This window comes from Pseudomonas syringae pv. coryli str. NCPPB 4273, from assembly GCF_000972175.1.
GTDB classification, from domain to species: domain Bacteria; phylum Pseudomonadota; class Gammaproteobacteria; order Pseudomonadales; family Pseudomonadaceae; genus Aquipseudomonas; species Aquipseudomonas syringae.
Window position 1 is genome coordinate 55,595 of record NZ_AWQP01000022.1, and the last position, 14,551, is coordinate 70,145.

Sequence of the window (14,551 nt, forward strand, 5' to 3'; positions counted from 1 at the left end):
GTGGCTTGCTTTCAGCGCCTGCAAAGGATGTGAGCGCCTCGGCGATTGTGGTAATATCCGGCGGTTATCGGGGACACTGATTGTGGTCGCCCACGCTGCGTAGATTCATGGCATAACTCGTTGATTTGTCGTAAGTCGCTGCCCTGCACATGCTGGCAGCGGCGAGCTTCGTATACCCCGAATGGGTTTGCGAGGTTTCACCAGAAAAAGGAATCAGGCTTCTCATGGGCGAACTGGCCAAAGAAATCCTCCCGGTCAATATCGAAGACGAGCTGAAGCAGTCCTACCTCGACTACGCAATGAGCGTAATCGTCGGTCGCGCACTGCCCGATGCACGCGATGGCTTGAAGCCCGTGCACCGGCGCGTGTTGTTCGCAATGAGCGAGCTGGGTAACGACTGGAACAAGCCGTACAAGAAATCCGCCCGTGTGGTTGGTGACGTGATCGGTAAGTATCACCCGCACGGCGACACCGCCGTGTACGACACCATCGTTCGTATGGCTCAGCCATTCTCGCTGCGCTACCTGCTGGTAGACGGTCAGGGCAACTTCGGTTCGGTCGACGGCGACAACGCTGCCGCCATGCGATACACCGAAGTGCGCATGACCAAGCTGGCGCACGAGCTGCTGGCCGACCTGCACAAGGAAACCGTGGACTGGGTGCCGAACTACGACGGCACCGAGATGATCCCGGCGGTCATGCCGACCCGTATTCCCAACCTGCTGGTCAACGGTTCCAGCGGTATCGCTGTGGGCATGGCGACCAACATTCCGCCGCACAACCTCGGTGAAGTCATCGACGGTTGCCTGGCACTGATCGACAACCCCGAGTTGACGATCGACGAGTTGATGCAATACATCCCCGGTCCGGATTTCCCGACCGCGGCGATCATCAACGGTCGCGCCGGCATCATCGAAGCCTATCGCACGGGCCGTGGACGCATTTACATGCGTGCCCGCTCCATCGTCGAAGACATCGACAAGGTGGGCGGTCGCCAGCAGATCGTCATCACCGAGCTGCCTTACCAGCTGAACAAGGCACGTCTGATCGAGAAGATCGCCGAGCTGGTCAAGGAAAAGAAACTCGAAGGCATCACCGAACTGCGCGACGAGTCCGACAAGGACGGTATGCGCGTGGTCATCGAGCTGCGTCGCGGCGAAGTGCCTGAGGTTATCCTCAACAACCTCTACGCCCAGACCCAGCTGCAAAGCGTTTTCGGTATCAACATCGTTGCCCTGATCGACGGTCGTCCGCGCATCCTGAACCTCAAGGATCTGCTGGAAGCCTTCGTTCGTCACCGCCGCGAAGTGGTGACCCGCCGTACCGTGTTCGAACTGCGCAAGGCGCGCGAGCGTGGCCACATCCTTGAAGGTCAGGCCGTTGCGCTGTCCAACATCGATCCGGTCATCGCCCTCATCAAGGCCTCTCCGACACCTGCCGAAGCCAAGGAAGCGTTGATCAAGACGCCTTGGGAATCGAGCGCAGTGGTCGAGATGGTCGAGCGTGCCGGTGCCGATTCGTGCCGCCCCGAGAACCTCGATCCGCAATACGGTCTGCGTGAAGGCAAGTATTTCCTGTCGCCGGAACAGGCTCAGGCCATTCTGGAACTGCGTCTGCACCGCCTGACCGGTCTCGAGCACGAGAAGCTGCTGGGCGAGTACCAGGAAATTCTCAACCAGATCGGCGAGCTGATCCGCATCCTGAACAGCGCAACGCGCCTGATGGAAGTGATCCGCGAAGAGCTGGAACTGATCCGCTCCGAATACGGCGATGCCCGTCGCACCGAAATTCTCGATGCGCGTCTGGACCTGACGCTGGGTGACCTGATCACCGAAGAAGAGCGTGTCGTCACCATTTCCCACGGCGGCTATGCCAAGACTCAGCCGTTGGCGGTCTATCAGGCTCAGCGTCGCGGCGGCAAGGGCAAGTCGGCCACCGGCATCAAGGATGAGGACTACATCGCTCACCTGCTGGTCGCCAACAGCCACACCACGCTGCTGATGTTCTCCAGCAAGGGCAAGGTCTACTGGCTCAAGACCTACGAGATTCCGGAAGCGTCCCGCGCTGCCCGTGGTCGTCCGCTGGTCAACCTGTTGCCGTTGAGCGACGGCGAATACATCACCACCATGCTGCCGGTCGATCTCGAAGCCATGCGCAAGCGTGCCGATGAAGAAGGCGAGGCGCTGGAAGGCGAGCTGGACGACGCGGAAAACAGCAGCGAGACCGAAGAAGAGCGCAAGGCCCGTATCAAGGCTGCCGACAAGAAGAAGGCTCCGTTCATCTTCATGTCCACCGCCAACGGTACCGTCAAGAAGACCCCGCTGGTTGCATTCAGCCGTCAGCGCAGCTCGGGCCTCATCGCCCTTGAGCTGGACGAGGGCGACATCCTGATCTCTGCGGCCATTACCGATGGCGAGCAGGAAATCATGCTGTTCTCCGACGGTGGCAAGGTGACCCGCTTCAAGGAATCCGACGTGCGCGCCATGGGCCGTACCGCCCGCGGTGTTCGTGGTATGCGTCTGCCAGAAGGGCAAAAGCTGATTTCGATGCTGATCCCGGAAGAAGGCAGCCAGATTCTGACCGCTTCCGAGCGCGGCTACGGCAAGCGTACGGCCATTTCCGAGTTCCCTGAATACAAGCGCGGCGGTCAGGGCGTCATCGCCATGGTCAGCAACGAGCGTAACGGCCGTCTGGTCGGCGCGGTTCAGGTGCTCGATGGCGAAGAAATCATGCTGATTTCCGACCAGGGCACGCTGGTTCGTACCCGCGTCGGCGAAGTCTCCAGTCTGGGTCGTAACACCCAGGGCGTTACCCTGATCAAGCTGGCCAGCGACGAGAAGCTGGTTGGTCTGGAGCGTGTTCAGGAGCCGTCGGAAGTCGAAGGCGAAGAGCTTGAGGGTGAGCTTGTCGACGGCGTGATCGTCGATGCCGCTGAAGTGGACGATGCCGGTGAAGACCTGCAGGCGGATGCTGCGTCAGACGAAGACGAACCACAGAACTAAGCGGTAACGTAAATCAGGTAAGGGCTGGCTCGTCTGTGCATGCATCTGCATTCCAGGCAAGTCCAGCCCTTGCGGCATTCGGCCAGCCCGGCGGCCGGATCAAGATTCCCGCAAGGAGCTGCCAGTCGCTGCGGCGTCTGTCTGCTCGTGGCAAGCAACCAGAAACAAGCGCGTACAGACCCAACGTATTTGACGAGAGTGGATATGAGCAAGCGAGCCTTTAACTTCTGCGCAGGTCCTGCTGCGCTTCCTGAAGCTGTTCTGCTGCGTGCCCAGGCGGAACTCCTCGACTGGCATGGCAAAGGCCTTTCCGTCATGGAAATGAGCCACCGCAGTGATGAGTTCGTCTCCATTGCCACCAAGGCCGAGCAGGATCTGCGTGACCTGCTGTCCATTCCTTCGAATTACAAAGTGTTGTTCCTGCAAGGCGGTGCCAGCCAGCAGTTCGCCCAGATTGCGCTGAACCTGCTGCCTGAAAATGGCAAGGCCGATTACATCGACACCGGCATCTGGTCGCAGAAGGCTATCGACGAGGCGTCGCGCTACGGCGCAATCAACGTCGCGGCCAGTGCCAAGGCCTACGATTACTTTGCCATTCCCGGCCAGAACGAGTGGAAGCTGTCCAAGGACGCGGCTTACGTCCACTACGCGCCAAACGAAACCATTGGCGGCCTGGAATTCAACTGGATTCCGGAAACCGGCGACGTGCCCTTGGTGGCCGACATGTCTTCGGACATCCTCTCGCGTCCGCTCGATATTTCGCGTTTCGGCATGATCTACGCTGGCGCCCAGAAGAACATCGGCCCCAGCGGCATTGTGGTGGTGATCATTCGCGAAGACCTGCTGGGCCGCGCGCGCTCGCTGTGCCCGACCATGCTCGACTACAAGGTCGCGGCCGACAATGGCTCGATGTACAACACGCCGCCGACCCTGGCCTGGTACCTGTCCGGGCTGGTGTTCGAATGGCTGAAAGAGCAGGGCGGTGTCGAAGCGATCGGCAAGCGCAACGAAATCAAGCAGCGCACGCTGTATGACTTCATCGACGCCAGCGAGCTGTACAGCAACCCGATCAACAAGCCTGATCGTTCGTGGATGAACGTTCCGTTCCGTCTGGCTGACGATCGTCTCGACAAGCCGTTCCTGGCCGGTGCCGATGCAAACGGCCTGCTTAACCTCAAGGGCCATCGCTCGGTGGGTGGCATGCGTGCATCCATCTACAACGCAATCGATATCAACGCTATCAACGCGCTGGTGGCCTACATGAAAGACTTCGAGAAGGAGCACGGCTGATGTCCGAGCAAGAACTCAAGGCGCTTCGCGTCCGTATCGACAGCCTCGATGAGAAGGTTCTGGAACTGATCAGTGAGCGTGCCCGCTGTGCCCAGGAGGTGGCCAGGGTCAAGATGTCCTCGCTGGCTGAAGGCGAAGTGCCTGTGTTCTATCGTCCGGAGCGCGAAGCTGCGGTGCTCAGGCGAGTCATGGAACGCAATCGCGGACCGTTGAGCAACGAAGAAATGGCGCGTCTGTTCCGCGAAATCATGTCTTCCTGCCTGGCGCTGGAACAGCCGCTCAAGGTTGCCTATCTTGGCCCTGAGGGGACGTTCACCCAGGCCGCTGCGATGAAGCATTTCGGCCACGCCGTCATCAGTCTGCCGATGGCCGCAATTGACGAAGTGTTTCGCGAAGTGGTCGCCGGTGCTGTGAATTTCGGCGTGGTTCCGGTGGAAAACTCCACCGAAGGCGCGGTCAATCACACCCTCGACAGCTTTCTTGAACACGACATGGTGATCTGCGGCGAAGTCGAACTGCGCATTCACCACCATCTGCTGGTGGGCGAAAGCACCAAGACGGAAAGCATCACGCGCATCTATTCTCATGCCCAGTCACTGGCTCAGTGCCGTAAATGGCTGGATGCCCATTACCCGAATGTCGAGCGCGTCGCCGTTGCCAGCAACGCCGAAGCCGCCAAGCGGGTCAAGGGTGAGTGGAACTCGGCGGCCATCGCCGGCGATATGGCGGCAGGTCTGTATGGCCTGACCCGTCTGGCAGAAAAGATCGAAGATCGTCCAGACAATTCCACGCGCTTTCTCATTATCGGCAATCAGGAAGTCCCGCCGACCGGCGATGACAAGACGTCCATTATTGTGTCGATGAGCAACAAGCCCGGCGCGCTGCACGAGCTGCTGGTGCCGTTTCACGAGAATGGCCTGGACCTGACGCGTATCGAGACCCGTCCTTCGCGCAGCGGCAAGTGGACCTACGTGTTCTTCATCGACTTCGTCGGCCATCACAAGGATCCGCTGGTCAAGGCCGTGCTGGAGCAAATCAGCAGCGAGGCCGTCGCCTTGAAGGTGTTGGGTTCTTACCCGAAGGCGGTTCTCTGAGGGTGCGGTCCATGATTCGTATGTTTTTTACCTTGCCGGGCTGTCAGGTGTGTTCGCGTGGTTGATGTGATTGCAGAGCCGTCGGTACGGCCGGTGATCGGTCGTCTGGTGGTCGTCGGACTCGGGCTGATCGGTGGTTCCTTTGCCAAGGGTGTGCGCGAAAGCGGCCTGTGTCGCGAGGTGGTCGGCGTCGACCTCGATCCGCAGTCGCGACAGCTGGCGGTCGAGCTGGGGGTCGTGGACCGTTGTGAGGCTGACCTTGCCACCGCTTGCCGTGGCGCGGACGTGATTCAACTGGCGGTGCCGATACTGGCCATGGAAAAGCTGCTTGGGCTGCTGGCGCCGATCGATCTGGGTCATGCAATCCTGACCGACGTTGGCAGCGCCAAAGGCAATGTGGTGAGGGCTGCACGTCAGGCGTTCGGGCACATGCCGTCGCGCTTCGTGCCCGGACATCCGATTGCCGGCTCCGAGCAGAGCGGCGTCGAGGCGTCCAATGCGGCGCTGTTTCGTCGCCATAAAGTCATTCTCACGCCACTGGCTGAAACCGATCCCCAGGCGGTGGCGATTGTCGACCAGTTGTGGTCAGCCCTGGGGGCCGATGTAGAGCACATGCAGGTCGAGCGCCACGACGAGGTGCTGGCTGCCACCAGTCATTTGCCGCATCTGTTGGCATTCGGCCTGGTCGATTCGCTGGCCAAGCGCAACGAAAACCTGGACATATTCAGGTATGCCGCAGGCGGGTTTCGTGACTTCACGCGCATCGCAGGCAGCGATCCGACCATGTGGCACGACATTTTCATGGCCAACCGTGATGCTGTACTGCGCACTCTGGACAGCTTTCGCACCGATCTCGACGCCTTGCGCGACGCGGTGGATGCCGGTGATGGCGCGCAGTTGATGGATGTATTTACCCGTGCACGCGCCGCGAGGGAGCACTTCGGCAGAATCCTCGCCAGCCGTGCCCGTGTCGATACCGCACCCGAGGAGCCTCGTGCACTTCGCGGCGGCTCTGCGGAGGGTGTCAGTCATCGAATCAAGGGGCCGGTGGACGTGACGTCGGCGGTGCTGTTCATGGTCGCGACGTCGATCAGTGAAGGCTGCGATATGCTGCTGGAGGACGTTCCCGTCAGTTCATCGTGCGAGGGTGCGATCGATATTTTGCGCCTGATGGGCGGCGATATCGTGCTGCAGAACGTCCGCAAGCTGGCGGATGAAACGGTCGCTGACCTGCATGTTCGCTCGGCCCGGCTCAAAGGCGCTGACATCCCGGAAGCACTGGTGCCGCTGGCGCTGAATGCATTTCCGGCGCTTCTTGTTGCCGCAGCCTGCGCAGAAGGGCGTACCATTCTGCGCGGCGCGCAGGCTCTGCAAGCCGACGAGTCGGAGTGCGTCAGGCTGATGGCTGACGGTTTGCTGGTGCTCGGCATCGAGGCCGAGCCCGTGCTGGATGGCATCATTATCGAAGGCGGTGTGCCGGGTGGCGGCGAGGTGGATGCTCGCGGTGATCAGCGTATCGTCATGGCGTTTCGCGTTGCATCGTTGAGGGCTTCGGCGCCCATCCGTATTCAGGCGTGCGCGGATGCCGCCGCATTGTTTCCCCATTTTCTGGCGCTGTGCGCTCAAGTTGGCATGCGTGTAGCGCAAGAGGACAAAAAGTGAAAATCAAAGCTCCTGTTATTACCATCGACGGACCCAGCGGTTCCGGAAAGGGCACGGTCGCCGGATTGCTGGCCAGGAAACTCGGCTGGTGCCTGCTCGACTCCGGTGCGCTATATCGCCTGCTGGCTTTCGCGGCGCGCAATCACGGTGTCGACCTGACCAATGAAGAGGCGCTCAAGCTTCTGGCCGCTCATCTGGATGTCCAGTTCGAAGCGACTGCGGCAGGGCAGGGGCAGCGCATCATTCTGGAAGGCGAGGACGTCACCCACGCCATTCGCAACGAACAGGTCGGCAGCGGCGCATCGCAGGTGGCCTCGCTGCCGGCGGTGCGCGATGCGTTGCTGTTGCGCCAGCGCGCGTTTCAGGAAGAGCCGGGCCTGGTCGCGGATGGTCGCGACATGGGCACCGTGGTCTTCCCGGATGCCCCGTTGAAGATATTCCTCACCGCCAGTGCCGAGGAACGTGCGCGTCGACGTTACTTGCAGTTGAAGGCCAAGGGCGATGATGTTAGTCTGTCGAGTCTGCTAGATGAGATATGTGCACGCGACGAGCGTGACACCCAGCGAGCGGTAGCACCGTTGAAGCCGGCGCACGACGCCATACAGCTGGATTCCACTGAATTGTCCATCGAACAGGTGCTGGAACGCATTCTGAGTGAAATCGCGCTTCGCGGTATTGCCGGATGACGAAGAGGCGTGTGGGAGACCAGTCATAGTCCCGCAGGCTTTCTTTTACTTGAACGAAACCCACGTTGTCTGGAGCGTGGCAGATGGGCGTATTCTTCGCCCTTGATCAACAGGAATTAAAATGAGCGAAAGCTTTGCAGAACTTTTTGAAGAAAGCCTAAAGACCCTCAACCTTCAGGCCGGTTCGATCATCACCGCGATCATCGTTGATATCGACTACCAGGCAGGTTGGGTTACGGTTCACGCCGGTCTGAAATCTGAAGGCCTCATCCCGCTGGAACAGTTCCACAACGACGCTGGCGAGCTGACCATCAAGATCGGTGATGAAGTTCACGTTGCGCTGGACGCGGTCGAAGATGGCTTTGGCGAAACCAAGCTGTCCCGCGAAAAAGCCAAGCGTGCCGAGTGCTGGATCGTTCTGGAAGCGGCTTTCGCAGCTGAAGAAGTGGTCAAGGGCGTTATCAACGGTAAGGTTAAAGGCGGCTTCACTGTCGACGTTAACGGCATCCGTGCGTTCCTGCCTGGTTCTCTGGTTGACGTCCGCCCTGTGCGTGACACGACTCACCTGGAAGGCAAAGAGCTCGAGTTCAAGGTCATCAAGCTGGACCAGAAGCGCAACAACGTTGTCGTTTCCCGTCGCAGTGTCCTGGAAGCCGAGAACAGTGCCGAGCGCGAAGCTCTGCTCGAGTCCCTGCAGGAAGGTCAGCAAGTCAAGGGTATCGTCAAGAACCTCACCGATTACGGCGCATTCGTCGATCTGGGTGGCGTCGATGGCCTGCTGCACATCACCGACATGGCCTGGAAGCGCATCAAGCATCCATCGGAGATCGTCAACGTTGGCGACGAGATCGATGTCAAGGTCCTGAAGTACGATCGCGAGCGCAATCGTGTTTCCCTGGGTCTGAAGCAACTGGGTGAAGACCCATGGGTTGCTATCAAGGCTCGCTACCCGGAAAGCACCCGCGTTACCGCGCGTGTTACCAACCTGACCGACTACGGCTGCTTCGCAGAGCTGGAAGAAGGCGTGGAAGGCCTGGTACACGTTTCCGAAATGGACTGGACCAACAAGAACATCCACCCTTCGAAAGTCGTTCAGGTTGGCGACGAAGTGGAAGTCATGGTTCTGGACATCGACGAAGAGCGTCGTCGTATCTCCCTCGGCATCAAGCAGTGCAAATCCAACCCATGGGAAGATTTCTCTGGCCAGTTCAACAAGGGCGATAAAATCTCCGGCACCATCAAGTCGATCACCGATTTCGGTATCTTCATTGGTCTGGACGGCGGCATCGACGGTCTGGTTCACCTGTCCGACATCTCCTGGAACGAAGTGGGCGAAGAAGCCGTACGTCGCTTCAAGAAGGGCGACGAGCTCGACACTGTGATCCTGTCGGTTGATCCTGAGCGTGAGCGTATCTCGCTGGGTATCAAGCAGCTGGAAAGCGATCCGTTCTCCGAGTACGTCACTGTCAATGACAAGGGCGCCATCGTTCGCGGTATCGTTAAAGAAGTTGACGCCAAAGGCGCCATCATCACTCTGGCCGACGACATCGAAGCGACCCTCAAGGCTTCCGAAATCAGCCGTGACCGCGTAGAAGACGCGCGTAACGTTCTGAAGGAAGGCGAAGAGATCGAAGCCAAGATCATCAGCGTTGACCGCAAGAGCCGCGTAATCAGCTTGTCCATCAAGTCGAAAGACGTTGAAGACGAGAAAGAAGCGATCCAGAGCCTGCGTAGCAAGCCTGAAGTCGCTGAAAGCACTGGTCCTACCACTATTGGTGACCTGCTGCGCGCGCAAATGGAAAAACAGAACTAAGTTCTGCTTGACCAAAAAAAGGACGACTTCGGTCGTCCTTTTTTGTTTCTGTCGTTCAGGCCCTGCAGGTTCGGATCTTCCTGGCTTGCTCTCACGTACAGCGTGAGTCGCAAAACGCCTCCAGTGGCCTCTCAGGCTGTCTCGTTTCGTCTATTGCTCCAGCTCTCTTCCTCTACCTCCCTCCTGTCATGTCGCTGTAATCTGTTCATGCCTGGTTAGACGGTGTTGAACATAAGTCAATAGATGGGCTGTTCAAATTCATCCGGTCATGCTAAAACCTTCCAAGCGCTGATCTAGCTGCTTGAAAAAGAAGGGAAAAATATGACGAAGTCGGAGTTGATCGAACGAATTGTCACCCATCAAGGGCTGCTCTCATCCAAGGATGTCGAGCTGGCCATCAAGACCATGCTTGAACAAATGTCCCAGTGCCTGGCAACCGGAGACCGAATCGAGATTCGGGGCTTTGGCAGCTTTTCGCTGCATTACCGCGCACCGCGGGTTGGGCGCAACCCGAAGACCGGTCAGTCGGTCAGTCTCGATGGCAAGTTTGTCCCGCATTTCAAGCCGGGCAAGGAACTGCGGGATCGGGTCAACGAGGATGAAGAAGAGGGCTTTTAAAGCCATTCACCACAGGATCACCAGATGCGTATCTTCAAACGAGTCATTTTGATCGTCACCGTGTTGCTCGTTGTTTTGGCAACAACCGTGTTTGTGCTTGAGAACCGGCAGTCTGTTGCCGTGACGTTTTTCGGTTGGTCGGCGCCTCAGCTTCCGCTGGCATTGCCTGTTGTCCTTGCGTTGCTCGTGGGCATGATCATCGGCCCGATACTGGCATGGATAGCCAGCCTTCGTAAAAAGCGCGTACCTTCCCCTCGCTCTGTCTGAGCAGCGCTGATCAAGCGTCGTCGGAGATCGATCTGGCGACACGATGTCGCGCGTCTTTTACTCCCTTCTGTTCACGAAGCAGCATGCGCTGCTGCTGACCTGGCGCGCTTCATTGTGTCTTCAAACGGTTTTGTCGAAAAAAGAGCCTTATAATTCTGTCGGTTTATTCTTGGCTTACATGACGACTAGTTACTTCATCGCGTAGGAATATTCGATTTTTTAATTCGTATACCCATTTTAAAGGGGGTGCGGGTTATATTCATTTTCAGCGTCGATTACTGCTGCTCTGACAGCCTTGTGTCAAGGCTTGAAAATGAATCGTTCGAGTGCAGAATGCGCCGAAACTTAATGTCCAGACCTGATGCCGGATGTCCCGCATATTCAGAGCAGGCTGGCGAGAAAAGGTGACTGTATGTCTTATCCGCAAATCATTCATCACGGCGCTGTCGATACAGTGACGGGCTCGTGTCACCAACTGCACATGGACGCATCGAGCAGCCTGTTGATTGACTGTGGGTCGGTACAGGAGCGCGGCAGGCAATCCGGGACCGCGTCATTCGGATTCGATCCGCAGACTATCAGGGCGCTGTTGATCAGCCACGTACACAATGACCATGTCGGGCGTATTCCCGAGTTGCTGGCATCCGGTTACAAGGGGCCGATACTGTGCAGTGAGCCCAGTGCTCATCTGTTGCCACTGGTCATGGAAGATCTCCTGAAAATTGAATTTGCACACGACCCCGGGCAAGTCGCGCGCTACCTGGACGTCATCAACAAGAGAATCATCGCTCTGCCATTCAATGACTGGTTCAGCCTGGTCGACAACGAATCCGTGCATTGCCGGGTCCGTTTGCAGCGCGCCGGACACATATTGGGGTCAGCCTATATAGAATGCGATCTTCAATATCCTGACCGGGAGCGTTCTGTGCGGGTGGTGTTTTCCGGTGATCTGGGGGCGAGTCATACACCGTTTCTACCTGCGCCGAAGCCGCCCGAGCGCGCGGATGTGTTGGTGCTGGAAAGCACCTATGGCAATCGTGTTCACGAAGATCGCAACGTTCGTCAGCAAGGGCTTGAGCGCATCATAGACAAGGCGCTGGAGGATAACGGCACCGTGCTGATACCGGCGTTCAGCATCGGCCGAACCCAGGAATTGCTCTACGAACTGGAAGACATACTGCGACGCAAGGTACCGTCGACTCACTGTGCGGGAAACAGCGGGCATCCGAGTGAGGGTGACCCGGACTGGTCGAGGTTGCCGATCATCCTTGATTCGCCTCTGGCGAGTCGTTTTACCAAGGTCTATCAGTCGTTCGAAGATTATTGGGATGAGGACGCCCGGCTGAGGCTCGACATCGGCAGAAAGCCGTTGGGCTTCGAACAGCTGGTTACCGTCGACACTCATGAGGAGCACCTGCGCACGGTCAATTATCTGGCCAGCACGGCGCGTCCGGCCATCGTGATTGCCGGTAACGGCATGTGTGCCGGAGGCAGAATCGTCAACTATCTGAAAGCCATGCTCGGCGACACACGACATAACGTGGTATTTGTCGGCTATCAGGGCAAGGGAACACCGGGCGAGGCCATTCAGTTGCATGGCCCATCGGGTGGCTATGTTGAGCTGGACCGCAAGCGCTTTGATATAAAAGCCGGTGTCCACACCGCAAAAGGCTATTCTGCTCACGCCGATCAGGTCGAATTGGTCGAGTTCGTCACGGAGATGAAAGATTGGCCGACGCAGATTCGGCTGGTGCATGGCGAAACGGCTGCGAAAAAAGTGCTGGGTAATATTCTGAGTCGTAAGTACTCGCTCGAAAAGCGCCCATTGGAACTGCTCATCCCTTGAAGGCACGATGAACACGTTAGTTGTCAGCTGGCGTGGTAATCGAATTCTTGCAAGTGAGTGCCAGGACATGATGATTGTGCATTGACCTTGGTACACGTTGAGCGTCATCTTGAAAGTTATAAAATGGATTGAACATATTTCAGTTGTCAAAAGGCGTTACTTGAGCAATATTTGGCCGATTTGGAAGGGCGTGTTTGCATGAGCGGTGATGTTGCATTGGTTGCAATAACAGGTGCGACAGGTTTCGTGGGCAGTGCCGTGGTTCGTCGGCTGATCGAGCGCACAGGCTGTTCTGTTAGGGTTGCAGTCCGGGGCGCTTATGTCGCTTCCAGTCCGCGCGTCGATGTTGTCAGTGCGCAATCATTGGCGCCAGACAATCAATGGGCAAGTTTTGTAGCTGGCGCGCACGTGGTGATTCATTGTGCTGCCCGGGTTCATGTACTGAACGAGACCGCTGAAGCGCCGGATCAGGAATACTTCCGCGCCAATGTCACCGCGACGCTGAATCTGGCCGAGCAGGCCGCAGCAGCAGGCGTCAGACGCTTCATTTTTATCAGTTCCATCAAGGCCAATGGCGAGTCTACGCTTGCGGGTGCGCCATTCACTGCCAGCGACCCATGCAATCCGCTGGATGCCTATGGTGTTTCAAAGCACAGGGCGGAAGAGGGCTTGCGTGAGTTGTCTGCCCGCACCGGTATGCAGGTGGTGATCATTCGGCCGGTGCTGGTCTATGGTCCGGGGGTCAAGGCCAACTTCAGAAGCATGATGCGCTGGCTGGACAAAGGGCTGCCGTTGCCGCTCGGGGCCATCGATAATTGTAGAAGCCTGGTGGCGGTGGATAACCTGGCAGATCTGGTGACGGTCTGTGTCGATCATCCCGCTGCGGCTGACCAGACGTTTCTGGTCAGTGACGGGGATGATCTGTCGACGTCCAGGCTGCTGCGCGAAATGGGCAAGGCCCTGGGCAAACCTGCCCGGCTGCTGCCGGTGCCGGCCGCACTGCTGAAAGCGGCTGCAGCACTGTTGGGCAAGAAAGCTTTTTCACAACGGCTGTGCAACTCGCTGCAGGTCGATATCAGTAAAACCTGTACGATGCTGGATTGGCATCCACCTGTGAGTATTGAACACGCCATGCAGGACACCGCTCGATACTATCTGGAACACGACAAGCATGATTGAGTGGCTGTCGGTAATCGCTATTGCCTTCCTGTCTCTGATTCTAACGGCGTTGCTGCGCAAGTATGCGCTCGCCAAAAGTCTGATCGACATTCCAAACGCCCGAAGTTCGCATTCCATACCCACGCCCAGAGGCGGCGGCGTTGCCATCGTCATTACTTTCATCATGGCGATGGCTGTGCTGGGGTGGGCCGGTTATCTGCCTTCCTCCGCGCTTGTCGCCATCGTCGGTTCGGGAGGCTTGGTGGCGGTGATCGGTTTCATGGACGATCACGGGCATGTCGCCGCACGATGGCGTCTGCTGGGGCATTTTGCTGCGGCTGCCTGGGCCTTGTTCTGGCTGGACGGGCTTGCCCCGCTCGACGTCATGGGCTGGAGTGTCGACCTGGGGCTGCTCTGGCAGGTGCTCGCGGCGTTCTATCTGGTGTGGATGCTGAACCTCTACAACTTCATGGACGGAATAGACGGCATTGCCGGTATCGAGGCGGTCACGGTATGCCTGGGCATGAGCATTATCTATGCGCTGGGCGGCCACGCCGGGCTGTCCTGGGAGGTACTCATGCTGGGCGCTGCCGCAGCGGGTTTCCTCTACTGGAACTTCCCTCCGGCGAAGATATTCATGGGCGATGCGGGCAGTGGTTTCCTCGGCATAGTGCTCGGTGTGCTATCCATTCAGGGTTCCTGGGCCTCGCCTCAGTTATTCTGGTCCTGGTTGATTCTGCTGGGAGTGTTTATCGTCGATGCGACCGTTACCCTCGTGCGACGCCTGTTACGCAAGGAAAGGCTCTACGAGGCACATCGCAGCCATGCGTATCAGTTTGCTTCGCGTCATTACGGCAGGCATGTGCCGGTTACGCTTGCGGTGGGGTTGATCAATCTTGTCTGGTTGCTGCCCATTGCACTATGGGTTGCGCTGGGCGATGGAGAAGGGCTTATATGGGCGGTCATTGCTTACTGCCCGCTGCTCTTGCTGGCGTTGAGGTTCCGCGCCGGCAAGGCAGAATAAGGTAACGAAGTGTTTTTCTGGTTGTCTCAGACACGTAGCTGTTTCACAGGTACCGATTTCAGGTCATGTTGCAACCGGTAGCATAACGGAG

Annotated in this window: 11 protein-coding genes; all 11 read left to right on the forward strand. The window is 58.0% G+C overall.

All coding sequences use genetic code 11. The annotated features are described in order from the left end of the window. Nucleotides 1–224 precede the first annotated feature (224 nt). Nucleotides 225–3,002 carry a DNA gyrase subunit A gene (gyrA, locus tag P406_RS11255; RefSeq protein ID WP_003418115.1) on the forward strand — a complete coding sequence of 926 codons (2,778 nt, stop codon included), beginning with the start codon at nucleotides 225–227 and terminating at the stop codon, nucleotides 3,000–3,002. Nucleotides 3,003–3,206: 204 nt separating this feature from the next. Next, nucleotides 3,207–4,292 carry a 3-phosphoserine/phosphohydroxythreonine transaminase gene (serC, locus tag P406_RS11260; protein ID WP_003393775.1) on the forward strand — a complete coding sequence of 362 codons (1,086 nt, stop codon included), beginning with the start codon at nucleotides 3,207–3,209 and terminating at the stop codon, nucleotides 4,290–4,292. Continuing rightward, nucleotides 4,292–5,386: a prephenate dehydratase gene (pheA, locus tag P406_RS11265; RefSeq protein WP_003404232.1), complete on the forward strand. Its 1,095-nt coding sequence runs from the start codon at nucleotides 4,292–4,294 to the stop codon at nucleotides 5,384–5,386. The genes serC and pheA overlap by 1 nt, the downstream gene beginning before the upstream one ends. A 57-nt stretch (nucleotides 5,387–5,443) precedes the next feature. Beyond that, nucleotides 5,444–7,048: a prephenate dehydrogenase/arogenate dehydrogenase family protein gene (locus P406_RS11270; protein ID WP_046236215.1), complete on the forward strand. Its 1,605-nt coding sequence runs from the start codon at nucleotides 5,444–5,446 to the stop codon at nucleotides 7,046–7,048. Continuing rightward, entirely contained in the window at nucleotides 7,045–7,734 is a 690-nt protein-coding gene (cmk, locus tag P406_RS11275; protein WP_002554563.1) for a (d)CMP kinase, read from the forward strand. The genes P406_RS11270 and cmk overlap by 4 nt, the downstream gene beginning before the upstream one ends. Before the next feature lie 121 nt (nucleotides 7,735–7,855). Continuing rightward, nucleotides 7,856–9,547 carry a 30S ribosomal protein S1 gene (gene rpsA / locus P406_RS11280; RefSeq protein WP_002554562.1) on the forward strand — a complete coding sequence of 564 codons (1,692 nt, stop codon included), beginning with the start codon at nucleotides 7,856–7,858 and terminating at the stop codon, nucleotides 9,545–9,547. A gap of 321 nt (nucleotides 9,548–9,868) precedes the next feature. After that, nucleotides 9,869–10,165 (forward strand): integration host factor subunit beta, encoded by a 297-nt coding sequence (gene ihfB / locus P406_RS11285; RefSeq protein WP_002554561.1) that lies wholly within the window; start codon nucleotides 9,869–9,871, stop codon nucleotides 10,163–10,165. Nucleotides 10,166–10,189: 24 nt separating this feature from the next. Next, entirely contained in the window at nucleotides 10,190–10,432 is a 243-nt protein-coding gene (locus P406_RS11290) for a lipopolysaccharide assembly protein LapA domain-containing protein (RefSeq protein WP_046236216.1), read from the forward strand. Nucleotides 10,433–10,844: 412 nt separating this feature from the next. Continuing rightward, complete coding sequence (locus P406_RS11295; protein WP_046236217.1) at nucleotides 10,845–12,278, forward strand: MBL fold metallo-hydrolase; 1,434 nt, start codon at nucleotides 10,845–10,847, stop codon at nucleotides 12,276–12,278. A 198-nt stretch (nucleotides 12,279–12,476) separates the two neighbouring features. After that, nucleotides 12,477–13,457, forward strand: a complete 981-nt coding sequence (locus tag P406_RS11300) for a UDP-glucose 4-epimerase family protein (RefSeq protein ID WP_046236218.1) — start codon at nucleotides 12,477–12,479, stop codon at nucleotides 13,455–13,457. After that, nucleotides 13,450–14,460, forward strand: a complete 1,011-nt coding sequence (locus P406_RS11305) for an MraY family glycosyltransferase (RefSeq protein ID WP_046236219.1) — start codon at nucleotides 13,450–13,452, stop codon at nucleotides 14,458–14,460. The genes P406_RS11300 and P406_RS11305 overlap by 8 nt, the downstream gene beginning before the upstream one ends. The last annotated feature ends 91 nt before the right edge of the window (nucleotides 14,461–14,551 follow it).

Coding starts and splice junctions, on each gene's coding strand:
- gyrA (WP_003418115.1), top strand. CDS start 225: ATGGGCGAACTGGCCAAAGAAATCCTCCCGGTCAATATCGAAGACGAG.
- serC (WP_003393775.1), top strand. CDS start 3,207: ATGAGCAAGCGAGCCTTTAACTTCTGCGCAGGTCCTGCTGCGCTTCCT.
- pheA (WP_003404232.1), top strand. CDS start 4,292: ATGTCCGAGCAAGAACTCAAGGCGCTTCGCGTCCGTATCGACAGCCTC.
- rpsA (WP_002554562.1), top strand. CDS start 7,856: ATGAGCGAAAGCTTTGCAGAACTTTTTGAAGAAAGCCTAAAGACCCTC.
- ihfB (WP_002554561.1), top strand. CDS start 9,869: ATGACGAAGTCGGAGTTGATCGAACGAATTGTCACCCATCAAGGGCTG.
- P406_RS11290 (WP_046236216.1), top strand. CDS start 10,190: ATGCGTATCTTCAAACGAGTCATTTTGATCGTCACCGTGTTGCTCGTT.
- P406_RS11295 (WP_046236217.1), top strand. CDS start 10,845: ATGTCTTATCCGCAAATCATTCATCACGGCGCTGTCGATACAGTGACG.
- P406_RS11300 (WP_046236218.1), top strand. CDS start 12,477: ATGAGCGGTGATGTTGCATTGGTTGCAATAACAGGTGCGACAGGTTTC.
- P406_RS11305 (WP_046236219.1), top strand. CDS start 13,450: ATGATTGAGTGGCTGTCGGTAATCGCTATTGCCTTCCTGTCTCTGATT.